Genomic DNA, 16,034 nt, shown 5'->3' with positions numbered 1-16,034 from the left:
ACCCCGGGCCCCTTCTGGGAGTCACCTCCTGTGGGGCACCTCCTGCGGGTACCCACAGGAGGTGACCTTCAGAAGGTGACTTTCAGGAGGTGACCTTCAGGACGTGACTTTCAGAAGGTGGGGCTCAGTGTTCGCCGAAGCCCGCCTCGACCTGCTCGCGCACGAACGCGAGGGCCTGGGCGGCGTCGGGGCCGGAAGCCTCGACGACGAGCTGCTCGCCCTGGCCGGCGCCGAGGGCCATCAGCGCCATGACGGACTGGCCGTCGACACCGTTGACGGTCACCGCCGTGTCGAACGCCGAGAGGCGCCCGGCCAGGATCGCGGCGGGCCGCGCGTGCAGGCCCAGGGGATTGGTCAGCGTCAGGACGGCGGACTCCGTGGGCTCCGTGAGCTCGGGGGCCTCCTCCGCCTCGGCCCCGTGCACGGCCTCCTCGGCGGCCCGGGCCACCCCCTCCAGCCCCGCGCCCGCCTTCGACGCGACGGCGGCCGCGACCGCGCCCTCCACGAGCGCGGCGTCGGCGATCCGGACCTTGGCGCGCTGCTCGTCGTCAAGGAACTCGAGCACGGACTCGGCCGTCATGACCGCGGAACCGAGGTCTGTCAGGACCACGACCCCCTCCCCCGTGTCGGCGGCCACGATGCCTTCCATGACCTTCTCGAACGAGGTGCCCACCCCGCCGTCGTCCGTCCCTCCTGCCGCGACGAGGGGGACCCCGGCGGCCATCTGGGCGGCGACCTCGACCACGCCTTCGGCGAGGCGCGCGCTGTGGGAGACGATGAGCAGCCCGACTGGAGTCACGCCATGTCCCCGCTCGTGGCCGCGGTGACCGCGGCCCGCAGGATGTACGCGCTCGAGACGGCCCCGGGGTCGAGGTGGCCCGCGCTGCGTTCCCCGAGGTAGCTGGCCCGGCCCTTGCGGGCCACGAGCGGCTTCGTGGCCTGGGCGCCGGCCTCGGCGGCGTCCGCGGCGGCGGACAGCGCGGCCACGCCGTCCCCTGCATCCTGTGCGGCCTCGGCGGCCGGGGTCCAGGCATCCACCATGGTCTTGTCCCCCGACTCCGCCTTGCCGCGGGCCACGATCCCGTCCCTGCCGGCGGTGAGCATGGCCGCGACGGCCGATCCGTCGAGGGCGTCCGCCCCGCTGACCGCCGTGGAGGCGCGCAGGTAGGCCGTGCCGTAGAGGGGCCCCGCGGCCCCGCCCACCTTGCTCATGAGCATCATGGCGGCCAGCTTGAGCGCCGCCGCGACCGAATCCGGCGTCTCCTCGTCCAGCTTGGCCACGATGGCCCTGAAGCCCCGGTCCATGTTCTCGCCGTGGTCGCCGTCCCCGATCGCGCGATCGAGGTCGATCAGCTCCTCACGGTGCTCGGCGATGACCCGCGCACTCTCGCGCAGCCACCGCTCGGCCCAGACCGCGTCCAGTTCCGGCATCAGGCCCCCCACCGCAGGGCGGGCGTGTGCACGGGCGCGTCCCACAGCTCGGTCAGCTCGTCGTCGAGCCGCAGGACGGTCACCGAGCAGCCCTGCATCTCGAGCGAGGTGATGTAGTTGCCCACGAGGCTGCGCTCCACCGTCACGCCGCGGTCGGCGAGCAGCTGGGCGGCCCTGCGGTACACGATGTACAGCTCGGATAGCGGGGTCCCGCCCATGCCGTTGACGAACAGCAGCGCCTTCTCCCCCGAGCCGATCCCGAGGTCCTCGACCACCGGGGTGAGCAGGTGCTCCGTGAGCGCGTCCGCGGGCTCGAGGCCTACGCGGTGGCGGCCGGGCTCGCCGTGGATGCCGATGCCGATCTCGATCTCGTCCTCGGCCAGCTCGAAGCTCGGCTTGCCCGCGTGCGGCACGGTGCACGGGGTGAGGGCGAGCCCCATCGATCGGACGTTGGCCACGACCCGGTTGCCCACGGCCTCGACGGCGTCGAGCGAGTCTCCGCGCTCGGCCGCGGCACCGGCGATCTTCTCCACGAGGACCGTGCCGGCCACACCGCGCCGCCCGGCGGTGTAGAGGGAGTCCTCGACCGCGACGTCGTCGTTGACGAGCACGGTGCGCACCTCGATGCCCTCGGCCGCGCACATCTCGCCGGCGGTCTCGAAGTTGAGGACGTCCCCGGTGTAGTTCTTCACGATGTGCACCACGCCGGCCCCGCCGTCCGCGGCCTGGGTCGCCGGGATGATCGCGTCAGGGGTCGGGGAGGTGAAGACGGCCCCGGGCACCGCGGCGTCGAGCATCCCGCGGCCCACGTAGCCGCCGTGGAGCGGCTCGTGGCCGCTGCCGCCGCCGGAGACCAGCCCGACCTTGCCCTGCACGGCGCCGCCGGCCCGGCTGATGAAGATGGGGTCGGTGTGGACGGCGACGAGGTCCGCGTGGGCCAGGCCGAAGCCCTCCACCGATTCGTCGACCACCTTCTGGGGATCGTTGATGAGCTTCTTCATGGCGCGCTCCTTCGCACGGTCTCGCACGGCATCCCGGGTGTGCTTCGGAGCGTACCGCCCGTCGGCGTGCTTTGGACAGGGCGCACGACGGCGCCCTGCGCACCTTCCGTGCGGGGGCGCCGGCCGCGTGCCGCTCGGGCCTGCGGGATCAGCCCGGGCTCTCGGCCTCGCCGGGACGGAGCGTCTCGCCGGTGACGGGGTCCTGCTGCTCTCCGGCCCTGTCCTCGGCGGCCTCCTGGCCCGCGTTGCCCTGCTGGTCCGCGTTGTCCTGCCGGCCCGCGTTGTCCTGCCGGCCCGCGTTGTCCTGCCGGCCCGCGTTGTCCTGCTGGCCGGGGCCGGCCTGCTGGCCTAGCTCCTGCTCGGGGGTCGGCTCGCCGTAGCCGCCGCCCTCGCCGGTCTCGGTGGTCTCCGGGTTCTCGGAGTTCTGGCTGCTCATCGGGTCCTCCTCTGGCCGTGCGTGTGGTCTTCGGGTCGCCCGGTCACTGCCCCCTGGCGGCCGCAGCGAAACATCCGGGCACAGGTCCTCCCTGGGGCCGGAGCGTGGCCGCGACACGGAGCGGCCCCCCACCTCGAGGAGGTGGGGGGCCGCTCTTGGGATTCGACTCCGCTCGGCCGGCGCCGTCAGGCGCCGAGCTCCTTGCCGCCGCCCTTGGTCAGCGAGACGACCTCGGGGACCTCCGGGCGCGGGGTCCCGGTGAAGGTGAACTTCGCCGCGTCGCCCTCGCCCTCGACGTCGATCACCACGATGTCTCCCGCGGAGAGGTCGCCGAAGAGGATCTTCTCGGAGAGCTGGTCCTCGATCTCGGACTGGATCGTGCGGCGCAGCGGGCGGGCACCCATGGCCGGGTCGTAGCCGCGCGTGGCGAGCAGGACCTTGGCGGCCTGGGTGAGCTCGATGCCCATGTCCTTGTCCTTGAGGCGCTTCTCGAGGCGGACGACCATGAGGTCCACGATCTCGATGATCTCTTCCTGCGTCAGCTGCGGGAACACGACGACGTCGTCGACGCGGTTGAGGAACTCGGGCCGGAAGTGCTGCTTGAGCTCCTCCGTCACGCGGGCCTTCATCCGCTCGTACCCGGTCTTCGTGTCCGTCCCAGACTGGAAGCCCGTCATGACACCCTTGGAGATGTCCCGCGAGCCGAGGTTCGTGGTCATGATGATCACGGTGTTCTTGAAGTCCACCACGCGTCCCTGGGAGTCCGTGAGGCGGCCGTCCTCGAGGATCTGCAGAAGCGAGTTGAACAGGTCCGCGTGGGCCTTCTCCACCTCGTCGAACAGCACCACGGAGAACGGGCGGCGGCGGACCTTCTCGGTGAGCTGGCCGCCCTCCTCGTAGCCCACGTACCCCGGAGGGGCACCGAAGAGCCGCGAGACGGTGTGCTTCTCGGAGAACTCGGACATGTCCAGCGTGATGAGCGCGTCCTCCTCGCCGAAGAGGAACTCGGCGAGGGCCTTGGCGAGCTCGGTCTTGCCCACGCCGGTGGGGCCGGCGAAGATGAACGACCCGCCGGGACGCTTCGGATCCTTCAGGCCCGCACGGGTGCGGCGGATCGAGCGGGAGAGCGCCTTGATGGCGTCGTCCTGGCCCACCACGCGGCGGTGCAGCTCCTCCTCCATGTGGAGCAGGCGGGTCGACTCCTCCTCGGTGAGCTTGAACACCGGGATGCCGGTCGAGTTCGCGAGCACCTCGGCGATCAGGTCCTCGTCCACCTCGGCCACGCCGTCCATGTCGCCGGACTTCCAAGCGCGCTCGCGCTCGGCCCGCTCGGCGATGAGCTTCTGCTCCTTGTCGCGCAGGGAGGCGGCGCCCTCGAAGTCCTGCGCGTCGATCGCGGACTCCTTCTCGAGCTTGAGTCCGGCGATGCGCTCGTCGAGGGCCTTCAGCTCCGGCGGCGCCGTCATCCGGCGGATGCGCAGGCGCGCCCCGGCCTCGTCGATCAGGTCGATCGCCTTGTCCGGCAGGAACCGGTCGGAGATGTAGCGCTCCGCGAGGTTGGCCGCCGCGGCGAGGGCGCCGTCGGTGATGGTCACCCGGTGGTGCGCCTCGTAGCGGTCGCGCAGGCCCTTGAGGATCTCGATCGCCAGGGCCACGGACGGCTCGGAGACCTGGATCGGCTGGAAGCGGCGCTCGAGCGCGGCGTCCTTCTCGATGTGCTTGCGGTACTCGTCGAGCGTCGTCGCGCCGATGGTCTGCAGCTCGCCGCGGGCGAGCATCGGCTTGAGGATGCTCGCCGCGTCGATCGCGCCCTCCGCGGCGCCGGCCCCGACGAGGGTGTGGATCTCGTCGATGAACAGGATGATGTCGCCGCGGGTGCGGATCTCCTTGAGGACCTTCTTCAGGCGCTCCTCGAAGTCGCCGCGGTAGCGGGAGCCGGCCACGAGGGAGCCGAGGTCGAGGGTGTAGAGCTGCTTGTCCTTGATCGTCTCCGGCACGTCGCCGCGGACGATCGCCTGGGCGAGGCCCTCGACGACGGCGGTCTTGCCGACGCCGGGCTCGCCGATGAGGACGGGGTTGTTCTTGGTGCGGCGCGAGAGGACCTGCATGACGCGTTCCATCTCGTGCTCGCGCCCGATCACGGGATCGAGCTTGTTCTCGCGCGCAGCCTGGGTCAGGTTGCGGCCGAACTGGTCCAGGACCACCGAGCCCGCGGGCGTGCCCTCGGGCTGGCCCGAGCCGGAGCCGGTCGCGGCGGTCTCCTTGCCCTGGTAGCCGGACAGGAGCTGGATGACCTGCTGGCGCACGCGGTTGAGGTCAGCGCCGAGCTTGACCAGCACCTGGGCGGCGACCCCCTCGCCCTCACGGATGAGGCCGAGGAGGATGTGCTCGGTGCCGATGTAGTTGTGGCCGAGCTGGAGCGCCTCGCGCAGCGACAGCTCGAGGACCTTCTTGGCGCGCGGCGTGAACGGGATGTGCCCGCTCGGCGCCTGCTGGCCTTGGCCGATGATCTCCTGCACCTGCTCGCGGACGCCGTCGAGCGAGATGCTGAGGGACTCGAGAGCCTTGGCCGCGACCCCTTCGCCCTCGTGGATCAGCCCCAGGAGGATGTGCTCGGTCCCGATGTAGTTGTGGTTGAGCATGCGGGCCTCTTCTTGGGCCAGCACCACCACGCGGCGGGCGCGGTCTGTGAATCTCTCGAACATTGCTCGGACTCCCCGGTTTAGCTTGGGTGCACTGCGTAGTTCGATGCTACGTGCCGGGGCCGCGGCCGGTAGGGCTGTTCGCCACAGGGTGAACCGCCGCGACCGGGTCCGGCCGCCGGGCCCGACCCGGGTTGGATGCGGACGACGCCGCGCGGACGCCAGGGGCGGAAGGTGGGCCCGCGCCGTCGTCCGGAGGAAAATCAGCATTCGCCGGGCTGCGATTGTTCCGCCAGCGAAAGCACGAATTCCCGGTGCAATGCACCGGGAATTCGTGGTGGCACCCTCTGGGTGCCTTATCTGAATATTCGCAAGGAGTATCAGCCGTTGGCCTGGCGGTAGGCCTCCTGGATCTCCTGCTGAATCCGCCCGCGGGCATTCACGTTGTAGCCGTTGTCGCGGGCCCACTGCCGGATCTTCGCGGAGTCGGAATTGCGGGACCCGGAGGAGGCTGCACGGGCCTTCGGGGCGGCGCCAGTGCGTGCTGCGGCCTTGCGGCCGGCGGAAATGTACTGGGCCAGCGCGCCGCGCAGCTTCTCGGCGTTGGCCGAGGAAAGGTCGATTTCGTAATTCGACCCATCGAGGCTGAAGCGGACGGTCTCGTCAGCCTTGCCACCGTCGATGTCATCCTCGAGGATGATTTGGACCTTCTGTGCCATATCTGGGCTCTCTTCTCTGTCATCGCCGGGGGGACTCAGCAAATGTGAGTTCAAGCAATCAGCGTCCGGGGGCCCTGGGGCGCCGAACCGGCTGAGCAATTACAGTATGAAGGCACAAAAGGCTGCGAGTCAAAAGCGACTCGCGTGCATCAATTCTCGGCGCGATCCTGGGATTCGCGTTCGGCCCGGGCGAGCGCCTCCCGTTCGGACTTGTCCGCATTGAAGATTGCGCGCATGGCGAACCAGAAAATGAGCCCCACGACCACCGGCGGGAGCAGGGCAAGGACGTAATCCATCAGTTGGCCTCGGGCTTCAGAAGGGGGAAGAGGATGGTTTCGCGAATTCCGGCCTGCGTGAACAGCATGACCAGGCGGTCGATCCCGAGCCCGATCCCGCCCATGGGCGGGGCGCCGTACTCGAGGGCGCGGAGGAAGTCCTCGTCGAGGGCCATGGCCTCGTCGTCGCCCTCGGCGGCCAGGCGGGACTGCTCCGTGAGCCGCTCCCGCTGGACCACGGGGTCGATCAGCTCGGAGAACGCCGTGCCGCGCTCCATGCCGCCGATGATGAGGTCCCAGGCCTCGATGAGGCGCGGATCCTCGCGGTGGGGCCGTGCGAGCGGCTGGGCGGAGGGCGGGTAGTCGTAGACGAACGTCGGGTTGAGCAGGGTGGGCTCGACGATCTCGCCGAAGAGCTCGATGACGGCCTTCTCCTGGGTCCACAGCGGGTCCGTCTTGACGCCGTGGGCGTCGCCGATCGCCAGGAGGCGCTCGAGCGGGGTGTCAGGGGTGACCTCCTCGCCGACGGCCTCCGACAGGCCCGGGTAGACGCCGATCCACTTCCATTCGCCGTCGAGGTCGATCGTGCCCTCGGGCGTCTCGATCTGGCGCGCGCCCATGACGTCGGCAACGTTGAGGATGATCTCCTTCATCCGCTCCGCCATCGTGAACTGGTCGGCGTACGCCTCGTAGCACTCGAGCGTGGTGAACTCGGGGCTGTGGGTGGAGTCGACGCCCTCGTTGCGGAACACCCGCCCGATCTCGTAGACCCGCTCGATCCCGCCGACGACGGCCCGCTTGAGGTAGAGCTCGGTGGCGATGCGCAGGGTCATGTCCTGGTCGAACGCGTTCAGGTGGGTCGCGAACGGCCGGGCCGTCGCTCCGCCGTGGACGAGGTTGAGCATGGGCGTCTCGACCTCGACGTAGCCGTGGGAATCGAGGGTGTCGCGCACGCTCTTGGTGATCTTGGAGCGCGTGTAGACCATCTGGCGGGCCTCCTCGCGCACCAGGAGGTCCACGTAGCGCTGGCGGACGCGCGTCTCCTCATTCAGGCCCGCGTGCAGCGTGGGCAGGGGGCGCAGGGCCTTCGAGGCCATCTGCCAGGACTCGACCATGACGGAGAGCTCGCCCCGCCGGGAGGAGATGACCTCGCCGCGGACGAAGACGTGGTCGCCGAGGTCGACGAGGGCCTTCCAGTCCGCGAGGCGCTGCTCGCCCACGTTCGCCAGGCTCAGCATGGCCTGCAGGCGCGTGCCGTCGCCCTCCTGCAGGGTCGCGAAGCACAGCTTGCCGGTGTTGCGGATGAACACGACGCGACCGGCGACGCCGACCGTCTCCCCCGTAGCCGTGTCCGGCTCGAGCTCGGGGTACGTCGCCCGGACCTCGGCGAGGGAATGCGTGCGCGGCAGCTTGACCGGGTACGGCGCCTCACCGTTGGCGAGGAGCTTCTCCCGCTTGTCCCGGCGGATGTGCATCTGCTCGCTGGTGTCGGCGGGCCGGGCCTCGGGTGCGGGGTTCTGTGCAGTCACAGCATTCAATTCTAGGCCAGCTGCCTGTGAGCTCCGGAGGGGCCCTCGTGCGGGTGCGCACGCGCTGTGGTCGGTGGGGCTGCTGCGGCGATTGCGGCTAGGCTCTGTCCATGGGTGCACTGCAGCTGACCTCCTCCACCGTGGCCACCACGGACGGCGCGTCCCTCGAGCTCTTCACCGCCCCCGAAGGCGGGATGACCGCGCGGGGAGGCATCGTCGTCGTCCACGGGTCGATGGTGACCGCCGAGCTGTACAAGGACCTCGCGGTCCGGCTCGCCGAAGCCCTGCACGTTCCCGTGCACGTGTACAACAGGCGCGGGCGCGGGGCCTCCTCGCCGCAACCGGCCGACTACTCGCTCGCCACCGAGATCTCGGACCTGGCCGCCGTCCTCGCCCACACCGGCAGCGACGCGGTGTTCGGCCACAACTACGGCGGCTGCATCGCGCTGCACGCCGGCCGCGAGCTGCGGATCGGGCAGATCGCTGTCTACGACCCCATCATCTCCTTCGAGGGCAGCATCAAGGCCGCGTGGATGCCCGAGTTCGAGGAGGCCCTGCGGGCCAAGGACGAGGAGAAGGCCCTCGCCGTGCTGCTGCGCGGGCTGCAGACGGCGGGCCCGATCTCCAAGCTCCCGCTGCCCGTGCTGACCGTGCTCAACCGGATCGGCAGCCGGACGCCGCTGGGCAAGGAGCTCTCGCGCCTGCTCCCGACCGGTCCCGCCGAGATCCGGGCGGTCGTCGCCGCCGACGCCGAGGCCAAGGGCTTCGACGAGCTGCCCCTCGAGACGCTCTTCCTCGTGGGCGGCGCGAGCCCCGAGTACTTCGCCGAGGCGGCCCAGAAGCTCGACGGCGTGCTCCCGGCCTCCGACATCGCGATCCTGCCCAAGCTCGCACACGATGCCCCGACCCGGGCCGCGAAGCCGCTGGTCGACCGCCTCGCGGAGTTCTTCGCGAGCTGAGCCGGCGCGGACGGAAGACTCAGCGGGCCCGCAGCGGCATGTTGTCGATGAGGCGCACGGGGCCGACGGCGGCGGCGACGATCGCGAGCGCCTCCCCCGTGAACGGCGTCTCCCGGCAGGCGAACGCGAGCGGCTCGAGCGTGTCCGTGTCCACGACGTCCAGGTAGTCCAGCTCCACGAGCGGCTGGGACCGGATGAGCGCCTCGGCGTCGTCGGGATTGAGGGGCTCGTGCGCGCGGGCCCGGTCCTCGAGGAGCCCCAGGGCCCGCGAGAGGACGAGCGCGGCATCGCGCTCCTGCCCGGACAGGAAGCGGTTGCGGCTCGAGAGGGCCAGCCCGTCCGGGTCGCGCACGATCGGCACCGCGACGATCTCGACGGGGAAGTCCAGGTCCTGGACCATCCGCCGCACGACGGCGACCTGCTGGGCGTCCTTCTGCCCGAAGTAGGCGCGGTAGACCGCCCGTGCGCCGTCGAACCCGCCCGGCATCGCCAGGTGCAGCAGCTTCGACACCACGGTGCACACGCCGTCGAAGTGTCCCGGGCGGGAGGCGCCCTCCCACTTCTGGGCCAGGGGCCCCGCGGCCACGCGCACCTCGGGCTCGCCGCCGGGGTACATCTCCTCGACGTCCGGGGCGAAGACGAGGTCCACCCCGGCCTCGGCCAGGAGGGCTGCGTCCGCGTCGAGCGTGCGGGGGTAGCGCTCGAGGTCGGTGGCGTCGCCGAACTGGAGCGGATTGACGAACACGCTCGCCACCACGACGTCATTCTGGGCCACCGCGGCCTCCGCGAGGGCGCGGTGGCCCGCGTGCAGGGCGCCCATGGTCGGCACGAGCCCGAGGGACGGGGCCCCGGGGCCCCGGCGCTTCGCGGCGAGGTGGCGGGCAATGGCCGGCTGGAGCTCGGCGCGGGTGCGGACGATCTCGATCGCGGGAACCGACTCAGCGGGCATCAGAGGTCCTCTCGTGTCTCGTCGCCGGGCTCCGTGCTCTCGAGCGCCTTCTCGATGGCCTCGCGGGCCGAGGCGGTGAGCCGACCCCTGCGCTCGGCGCGGACGGCCGTCGCGTGGGCCATGGCCCGGTACGCCTCAAGGATATCCGCGGCGCCGCCGGCGCCATCCGGATCGGCGGCGAGCTCGGCCAGGGCACCGATGTGGGCGGCGACGGTGCCGACGTCGCCGCGGGCCACGGGCCCGGTCAGCGCGGACTCGCCGGCCGAGAGCGCGTTGTCGAGCGAAGCGCGCAGGAGGGGGCCGAGGACGGCGCCGGGGTCCGGGACGCCGATCCGGCCGAGGATCTCTGCGGCCTGGGACGCGAGGGTGACGAGGTGGTTCGATCCGTGCGCGAGGGCAGCGTGGTAGGCGGCACGGTCCCCTTCCGCGACCACCACGGGCTCGGCACCCATCTCGACCACGAGCGCCTGCGCGATCGGCAGCATTGCCGGGTCCGCGGTGACGCCGAAGCAGCAGTCGGTCAGGCGCGCGAGGTCCAGGGACATCCCGGTGAACGTCATGGCGGGGTGGATGGCGAGCGGGATCGCGCCCGCCGCCCGCACGGGGGCGAGGATGCCCACGCCGTGGCGCCCGGAGGTGTGCGCCACGAGCTGGCCTGGCTGCCAGGCGCCGAGCTTGGCGAGGCCCTCGACGAGCGGCCCCAGTGCGTCGTCGGGCACGGCCAGCAGGACGAGCTCGGAGCGTTCGACGATGTCGGGGACCTCGAGGACGGGCACGCCGGGCAGGAGCAGCTCGGCGCGCTCCCGGCTCTCCTCGGACACCGCCGAGACCCCGACGAGGGCGTGCTGGGCCGCACGCAGCGCCGCCCCGAGGACGGCGCCCACCTTGCCGGCGCCAATGACGCCCACGCCGAGCCTGCCGGGGCGGGAGGGCTGCCGGGAGGCGGAGCTAGGCAAGGCCGCCCTCGGTGTCCGGGGTCCGGCCTCCCTCGGAGAGGCCCTCGTCGTCGCCCTCCTCGGGCGGGATGCGACAGAAGCGCTCGACGATGAAGCCGATGGCGACCATGACCACGCTGCCGGCGATCAGCAGGAGGGCGGTCTGGACGGCGGGGGTGCCAGCGCGGGAGGCGAGCAGCGGGACCTGGTCCGCGATGACGCCCCCGTGCCAGCCGAGGAGGACGGCGCCCGCATAGGCGCAGGCGTGCGCGAGGACGAGGGTCCGGGCGGCGAAGATCGGGTCGAGCATGTGGGAACGGTGTCCGGTGCGCCAGCGGAGCACCCTGATCCCGAGGCCCAGCGTCACGACCGCGATCACCGCCATCGAGCCGATGGCGCTGATCGGGAGCACGGGCGTGGGCGCGGAACTGCGCATCGCGAACGCGTTCGCGGCGACGCCCAGGAGCCCCACGACGATGGCCACGAGCACGAGGACCCACGGCTTGAGCGGCTTCACTGGCTTCCCCCTCCGGTCTGGGTGCCTCCATCGGTGAGCATGTCATAGCCCTCGACACCGTCGGCATCGGCGCAGAACTCCAGCAGCTCCACGATCGGATGGCCCTCGAGCACAGCGAGCGGCTCGATCACGAGCCACGGGAACAGGACGAACGCTCGCTCGGCCGCCCGGGGGTGCGGGATCGTCAAATCCGGGTCGTCGAGCTGCAGGTCGCCGTAGGTGATGATGTCGACGTCGAGCGTGCGCGGGCCCCACCGGACCTCGCGGGTGCGGTGGTGCTTGGCCTCCACGGCGTGGCAGTGCTCGAGCAGCTCGTGGGGGCCCAGCGTGGTCTCGACGATCACGACCATGTTCAGGAAGTCCGGCTGCCCCTCGGGGCCGCCCACGGGCTTGGTCTGCACGACGGGCGAGACGTCGACGAGGCGCACCTCGGGGCGGTCGACGAGGTCGGCGACGGCCTCGGCCAAAGTCTCCGCCCGGGCCCCGAGGTTGCTGCCGAGCGCCAGGACCGACCTGACCCAGCCGTGGTGCCCCGTCTCCATCTCAGCGCTCCCTGAACACGGTCACCGACACGTCGCCGAACGGCACGGTGATCGGGGCTTGCGGCTTGTGGACGGTCAGCTCCACGGCATCGACCGGGAACTCGGCCAGGAGCGTGTCGGCGAGGCGCACGGCGAGGGTCTCGATCAGGTCGACCGGGTCGCCCTCGACGAGTCCGACGATACGCTCGGCGACCTCGGCGTAGCTGACAGTCCGGGACAGGTCGTCCGACGACGCCGCGGCGCCGAAGTCCGTGTGCAGGACGGCGTCCACCACGAAGGGCTGCCCGTCCCGCCGTTCGAAGTCCAGCACGCCGTGGTGCCCGACCGCCCTGACCCCGGTGAGAGTGATCAGGTCGGGCCTGCGGGTCCTTGCGCCACCGGCGCCCGGGTGGCTGCCCACCGCGCCCTAGGCCTTCGCCCGGGCTGCGACCTTGACGGCGTCGAGGTTCGCCACGACGTCGTGCACGCGCACGCCCCACGCGCCCGCGGCCGCCGCGAGGGCGGTGATCGCGGCGGTGGCCGCGTCCCTGTCCTTCGGCTCGGCGGCCTTGCCCGCGCTCGTGAGCAGCTCACCGAGGAACCGCTTGCGGGAGGCCGCGACCAGCACGGGGTAGCCGAGGGCCGTGAAGCGGCCGACGTGCTTGACCAGCTCCCAGTTCTGCTCGCCCTGCTTGGCGAACCCGAGGCCCGGATCGAGGATGATGCGGGCGTCGCTCACGCCGCCGGCGCGCAGCCGGTCGCGGACCTTGAGGGTCTCCGCGATCACGTCCTCCACCACGTCGCCGTAGGAGGCCAGCCCGTCCATGGACTTCGAGTCGCCGCGGTTGTGCATGAGGACGTAGTAGGCGTCGCGCTCGGCCACGAGGCGGATCATCTCGTCGCTGACCGCGAGCCCGGAGACGTCGTTGACGATCGTGGCGCCGGCATCGAGGGCCTTCGCGGCGGTGCTCGCCCTGCGGGTGTCCACGGACACGAGGGCCCCGGCCTTGGCGAGCGCCTCGATGACCGGGAGCACGCGCTCCTGCTCGACGTCCTCGGGCACCTCCTCGGCTCCGGGCCGCGTCGACTCGCCCCCGACGTCGATGATGTCTGCGCCGGCGTAGAACATGCGCAGGCCGGCGGCGATCGCGCTGTCTGCCTGGGCGTGGTCGCCGCCGTCGGAGAACGAGTCCGGGGTGACGTTGAGGATGCCCATGACCACGGCGCGGTCCCGGGGCAGGCCCTCGAAGGTGGCCTTGGGACGCGGCTTGCGGAGGACGGGGAGGGGGGAGGTGTTCGGCCCGGTTCCGGGCGCTGCTGCGAGAGAGTCCACTATCGTGTGCTCACTTTCCGAGAATGAGGCTCATGGCTTCGGCACGGGTGGCTGGGTCGTGCAGCTGACCGCGGACGGCGCTCGTGACCGTGTGGGCGCCCGGCTTGCGGACACCCCGCATGGACATGCACATGTGCTCGCAGTCGACGACCACGATCACTCCGCGGGGCTTGAGGTGGCTGACGATGGCGTCCGCCACCTGGGACGTGAGGCGCTCCTGCACCTGGGGTCGGCGCGCGTAGACGTCCACGAGGCGGGCGAGCTTGCTCAGCCCGGTGACCCGGCCGTCGTGCGAGGGGATGTACCCGACGTGCGCGACGCCGTGGAACGGCACGAGATGGTGCTCGCACGTCGAGTAGAACGGGATGTCCTTCACGAGCACGAGCTCTTCGTGGTCCATGTCGAAGGTCACCCCGAGGATCTCCTCGGCGTCGTGGTGGAGGCCGGCGAACGTCTCGGCGTAGGCCCTCGCGACGCGCTGGGGGGTGTCCTTCAGTCCGCTCCGGTCCGGGTCCTCGCCGACCGCGAGAAGGATCTCGCGCACGGCCGCCTCGATACGCGGCAGATCCATCTTCTCGGCCTCGGCGGGCAGCGCGGACACGTCGTCGTCATCGAAGTGGGTCACGTCAATGATCCTATCGGTGCGTGGCGTCCAGGTCCCTTTCGGGGCCGTCACACCCCGTCGTGACGGTCCTTGACGAACTCCTGCTCCCCGTGCGGATGGTGGGCCTGGCCGACGTCGAGGGGCTCCTCGTGGCGGGCCTTGGAGGCCTCCTCGCGGGCCCTGCGCTCGGACTCGGTCTCGACCGGCGGGATGTCCTGCACCGGCCGGGTGCCCTTCGAGAGCCAGACCTCGCGGAAGTCGCGCTTGCGCACGTCCGTGAAGATCTCGGCGATCTCGCGCTGGTTCAGGGTCTCGTGCTCGAGCAGCGCCGCGGCGAGGCGGTCGAGGACGTGCCGGTTGTCCGTGAGGATCTCGTACGCCTCGTCGTGGGCCTGGTCCATCAGGCGGCGCACCTCCTCGTCCACCACGTAGGCGACCTGGTCGGAGTAGTTACGCTCGTGGGCGGCGTCGCGGCCCAGGAAGGGCTCGCCGCCCCCCTGGCCGAGCTTCACCGCGCCGACGCGCTCGCTCATGCCGTACTGGGTGACCATCTTGCGCGCGGTGCCCGTGGCCTTCTCGATGTCGTTCGAGGCGCCGGTGGACGGGTCGTGGAAGACGATCTCCTCGGCGACGCGGCCGCCCATGGCGTATGCGAGCTGGTCGAGGAGCTCGTTGCGCGTCACCGAGTACTTGTCCTCCTCCGGCACCACCATCGTGTAGCCGAGGGCGCGGCCGCGCGGGAGGATCGTGATCTTGGTGACGGGCGCGGAGTTGCGCAGGGCGGCGGCCACGAGGGCGTGCCCGCCCTCGTGGTAGGCCGTGATCTTGCGCTCGAGGTCCTTCATGACGCGGGAGCGCTTCTGCGGGCCGGCCATGACGCGGTCGATGGCCTCGTCGAGGGCACGGTCGTCGATCAGCTGGGCGTTGGAGCGCGCCGTGAGGAGTGCGGCCTCGTTCAGGACGTTCGCGAGGTCCGCGCCCGTGTAGCCGGGGGTCTTCTTCGCGACGGCCTTGAGGTCCACGTTCTGCGCGAGCGGCTTGCCCTTGGCGTGGACGGAGAGGATGTGCTCGCGGCCCAGGAGGTCCGGAGCCTCGACGGGGATCTGCCGGTCGAAGCGGCCCGGGCGCAGAAGGGCGGGGTCGAGGACGTCGGGCCGGTTGGTGGCCGCGATGATGATGACGTTGGCCTTCGGGTCGAAGCCGTCCATCTCGACGAGGAGCTGGTTGAGGGTCTGCTCGCGCTCGTCGTTGCCGCCGCCGATTCCGGCGCCGCGGTGGCGGCCCACCGCGTCGATCTCGTCGACGAAGACGATTGCGGGGGCGTTGGCCTTGGCCTGCTCGAAGAGGTCGCGGACGCGGGAGGCGCCGACGCCGACGAACATCTCGACGAACTCCGAGCCGGAGATCGAGAAGAACGGCACCCCGGCCTCGCCGGCCACCGCGCGGGCCAGGAGGGTCTTGCCGGTTCCCGGAGGGCCGTAGAGGAGCACGCCCTTGGGGATCTTGGCGCCGACGGCCTGGAACTTGCCCGGGTCCTGGAGGAACTCCTTGATCTCGTGGAGCTCCTCGACGGCCTCGTCCGCGCCCGCGACGTCGGAGAAGGTCACCTGGGGCATGTCCTTGGTGATCATCTTGGCCCTGGACTTGCCGAACTTCATGACCTGGCTGCCGCCGCCCTGCATGCGCGAGAGGAGGAACCAGAAGAGCGCCCCGAGGAGCACGACGGGGATGAGCAGGGACAGCATGGAGCTGAACCAGTTGTTCTCGACCGGCTGGTCCGAGAAGCCCTGCGGGAGGTTGGCGGCATCGATCGCGTTGATGACGTCGTTGCCGCGCGGGGTCACGTAGTAGAACTGGACGTTCTTGCCCTTGTCCTGCCCGTCGACGACGTAGTCGTCCTTGAGGACCATGTCGACGCGCTCGTCACCGTTGAAGATCTTCGCCTGCGAGACCTTCCCGTCCTTGATGAGCTGGAGCCCCACCGAGGTGTCCACGCGCGTGCTGCCGCCCGGTGCGAGGGTCCCGAAGGCCAGCAGCAGCAGGACGATCACAACGATGATCCAGATTCCCGGACCCTTGACGAAGCTCTTGACGTTCATGAAATCGGGGCTGGGCCCCGTCCCTTCTTCTCATGCACCGGTACCGTCATGCACCAGAGTGTGGCCACCAGCATGACACCGTTC

At 70.9% G+C, this 16,034-nt stretch carries 17 protein-coding genes; 1 reads left to right on the top strand and 16 read right to left on the bottom strand.

The window, feature by feature from the left end:
- Positions 1 to 124: 124 nt before the first annotated feature.
- The 8 genes from dhaM to lysS form a co-directional block, all read right to left on the bottom strand.
- On the bottom strand, positions 125 to 799 hold the full coding sequence (gene dhaM, locus ACVWWH_RS05440) for a dihydroxyacetone kinase phosphoryl donor subunit DhaM (protein ID WP_066494555.1): 675 nt from the start codon (positions 797 to 799) through the stop codon (positions 125 to 127).
- Positions 796 to 1,431, bottom strand: a complete 636-nt coding sequence (gene dhaL, locus ACVWWH_RS05435; protein ID WP_066494552.1) for a dihydroxyacetone kinase subunit DhaL — start codon at positions 1,429 to 1,431, stop codon at positions 796 to 798. Before dhaL ends, dhaM begins: the two co-directional genes overlap by 4 nt.
- Positions 1,431 to 2,432, bottom strand: a complete 1,002-nt coding sequence (gene dhaK, locus ACVWWH_RS05430) for a dihydroxyacetone kinase subunit DhaK (RefSeq protein WP_066494550.1) — start codon at positions 2,430 to 2,432, stop codon at positions 1,431 to 1,433. Before dhaK ends, dhaL begins: the two co-directional genes overlap by 1 nt.
- 148 nt (positions 2,433 to 2,580) lie before the next feature.
- Entirely contained in the window at positions 2,581 to 2,868 is a 288-nt protein-coding gene (locus ACVWWH_RS05425) for a hypothetical protein (protein ID WP_457315912.1), read from the bottom strand.
- Between the two features lie 185 nt (positions 2,869 to 3,053).
- Positions 3,054 to 5,573 (bottom strand): ATP-dependent Clp protease ATP-binding subunit, encoded by a 2,520-nt coding sequence (locus ACVWWH_RS05420; RefSeq protein ID WP_066494542.1) that lies wholly within the window; start codon positions 5,571 to 5,573, stop codon positions 3,054 to 3,056.
- A 317-nt stretch (positions 5,574 to 5,890) separates the two neighbouring features.
- The gene (locus ACVWWH_RS05415) at positions 5,891 to 6,229 is read right to left on the bottom strand and encodes a histone-like nucleoid-structuring protein Lsr2 (protein ID WP_066494541.1); all 339 of its coding nucleotides are present in this window, start codon (positions 6,227 to 6,229) and stop codon (positions 5,891 to 5,893) included.
- Between the two features lie 149 nt (positions 6,230 to 6,378).
- A complete protein-coding gene (locus tag ACVWWH_RS05410) occupies positions 6,379 to 6,525 on the bottom strand; it encodes a hypothetical protein (protein ID WP_169803031.1) in 147 nt (48 codons plus the stop codon).
- On the bottom strand, positions 6,525 to 7,979 hold the full coding sequence (gene lysS / locus ACVWWH_RS05405; protein ID WP_457316007.1) for a lysine--tRNA ligase: 1,455 nt from the start codon (positions 7,977 to 7,979) through the stop codon (positions 6,525 to 6,527). The genes ACVWWH_RS05410 and lysS overlap by 1 nt, the downstream gene beginning before the upstream one ends.
- A gap of 164 nt (positions 7,980 to 8,143) precedes the next feature.
- Between lysS and ACVWWH_RS05400 the strand changes: the two genes are divergently transcribed.
- The gene (locus ACVWWH_RS05400) at positions 8,144 to 8,992 is read left to right on the top strand and encodes an alpha/beta fold hydrolase (protein WP_447420602.1); all 849 of its coding nucleotides are present in this window, start codon (positions 8,144 to 8,146) and stop codon (positions 8,990 to 8,992) included.
- 19 nt (positions 8,993 to 9,011) lie between these two features.
- On the opposite strand, the gene panC is transcribed toward ACVWWH_RS05400, so the two are convergent.
- Genes panC through ftsH form a run of 8 tightly spaced genes read right to left on the bottom strand, consistent with a single transcriptional unit; the run spans position 9,012 to position 15,950 of the window.
- Complete coding sequence (panC, locus tag ACVWWH_RS05395; protein ID WP_457315911.1) at positions 9,012 to 9,941, bottom strand: pantoate--beta-alanine ligase; 930 nt, start codon at positions 9,939 to 9,941, stop codon at positions 9,012 to 9,014.
- Entirely contained in the window at positions 9,941 to 10,849 is a 909-nt protein-coding gene (locus tag ACVWWH_RS05390) for a Rossmann-like and DUF2520 domain-containing protein (protein ID WP_457315910.1), read from the bottom strand. The genes panC and ACVWWH_RS05390 overlap by 1 nt, the downstream gene beginning before the upstream one ends.
- Positions 10,850 to 10,889: 40 nt before the next feature.
- A complete protein-coding gene (locus tag ACVWWH_RS05385) occupies positions 10,890 to 11,393 on the bottom strand; it encodes a DUF3180 domain-containing protein (RefSeq protein ID WP_457315909.1) in 504 nt (167 codons plus the stop codon).
- Positions 11,390 to 11,935, bottom strand: a complete 546-nt coding sequence (folK, locus tag ACVWWH_RS05380) for a 2-amino-4-hydroxy-6-hydroxymethyldihydropteridine diphosphokinase (protein WP_066494531.1) — start codon at positions 11,933 to 11,935, stop codon at positions 11,390 to 11,392. The genes ACVWWH_RS05385 and folK overlap by 4 nt, the downstream gene beginning before the upstream one ends.
- Position 11,936: 1 nt before the next feature.
- Positions 11,937 to 12,335, bottom strand: coding sequence for a dihydroneopterin aldolase (gene folB, locus ACVWWH_RS05375; RefSeq protein WP_457315908.1), 399 nt, complete (start codon positions 12,333 to 12,335; stop codon positions 11,937 to 11,939).
- A gap of 6 nt (positions 12,336 to 12,341) precedes the next feature.
- The gene (gene folP, locus ACVWWH_RS05370) at positions 12,342 to 13,247 is read right to left on the bottom strand and encodes a dihydropteroate synthase (protein ID WP_457315907.1); all 906 of its coding nucleotides are present in this window, start codon (positions 13,245 to 13,247) and stop codon (positions 12,342 to 12,344) included.
- A gap of 10 nt (positions 13,248 to 13,257) precedes the next feature.
- Positions 13,258 to 13,872 (bottom strand): GTP cyclohydrolase I FolE, encoded by a 615-nt coding sequence (gene folE, locus ACVWWH_RS05365; RefSeq protein WP_066494527.1) that lies wholly within the window; start codon positions 13,870 to 13,872, stop codon positions 13,258 to 13,260.
- A gap of 47 nt (positions 13,873 to 13,919) precedes the next feature.
- Positions 13,920 to 15,950: an ATP-dependent zinc metalloprotease FtsH gene (ftsH, locus tag ACVWWH_RS05360; RefSeq protein WP_066494526.1), complete on the bottom strand. Its 2,031-nt coding sequence runs from the start codon at positions 15,948 to 15,950 to the stop codon at positions 13,920 to 13,922.
- Positions 15,951 to 16,034: the final 84 nt, after the last annotated feature.

This window comes from Sinomonas sp. RB5 (genome assembly GCF_054063535.1).
The sequence above is the reverse complement of the archived record's forward strand: the minus strand, read 5'-3'. Positions and strand labels throughout refer to the sequence as shown.

Bases quoted from the DNA above. Each gene is read 5' to 3' on its own strand.
- dhaL (WP_066494552.1), bottom strand. From the start codon at position 1,431: ATGCCGGAACTGGACGCGGTCTGGGCCGAGCGGTGGCTGCGCGAGAGT.
- dhaK (WP_066494550.1), bottom strand. From the start codon at position 2,432: ATGAAGAAGCTCATCAACGATCCCCAGAAGGTGGTCGACGAATCGGTG.
- ACVWWH_RS05425 (WP_457315912.1), bottom strand. From the start codon at position 2,868: ATGAGCAGCCAGAACTCCGAGAACCCGGAGACCACCGAGACCGGCGAG.
- ACVWWH_RS05420 (WP_066494542.1), bottom strand. From the start codon at position 5,573: ATGTTCGAGAGATTCACAGACCGCGCCCGCCGCGTGGTGGTGCTGGCC.
- ACVWWH_RS05415 (WP_066494541.1), bottom strand. From the start codon at position 6,229: ATGGCACAGAAGGTCCAAATCATCCTCGAGGATGACATCGACGGTGGC.
- ACVWWH_RS05410 (WP_169803031.1), bottom strand. From the start codon at position 6,525: ATGGATTACGTCCTTGCCCTGCTCCCGCCGGTGGTCGTGGGGCTCATT.
- lysS (WP_457316007.1), bottom strand. From the start codon at position 7,979: ATGCACATCCGCCGGGACAAGCGGGAGAAGCTCCTCGCCAACGGTGAG.
- ACVWWH_RS05400 (WP_447420602.1), top strand. From the start codon at position 8,144: ATGGGTGCACTGCAGCTGACCTCCTCCACCGTGGCCACCACGGACGGC.
- panC (WP_457315911.1), bottom strand. From the start codon at position 9,941: ATGCCCGCTGAGTCGGTTCCCGCGATCGAGATCGTCCGCACCCGCGCC.
- folK (WP_066494531.1), bottom strand. From the start codon at position 11,935: ATGGAGACGGGGCACCACGGCTGGGTCAGGTCGGTCCTGGCGCTCGGC.
- ftsH (WP_066494526.1), bottom strand. From the start codon at position 15,950: ATGAACGTCAAGAGCTTCGTCAAGGGTCCGGGAATCTGGATCATCGTT.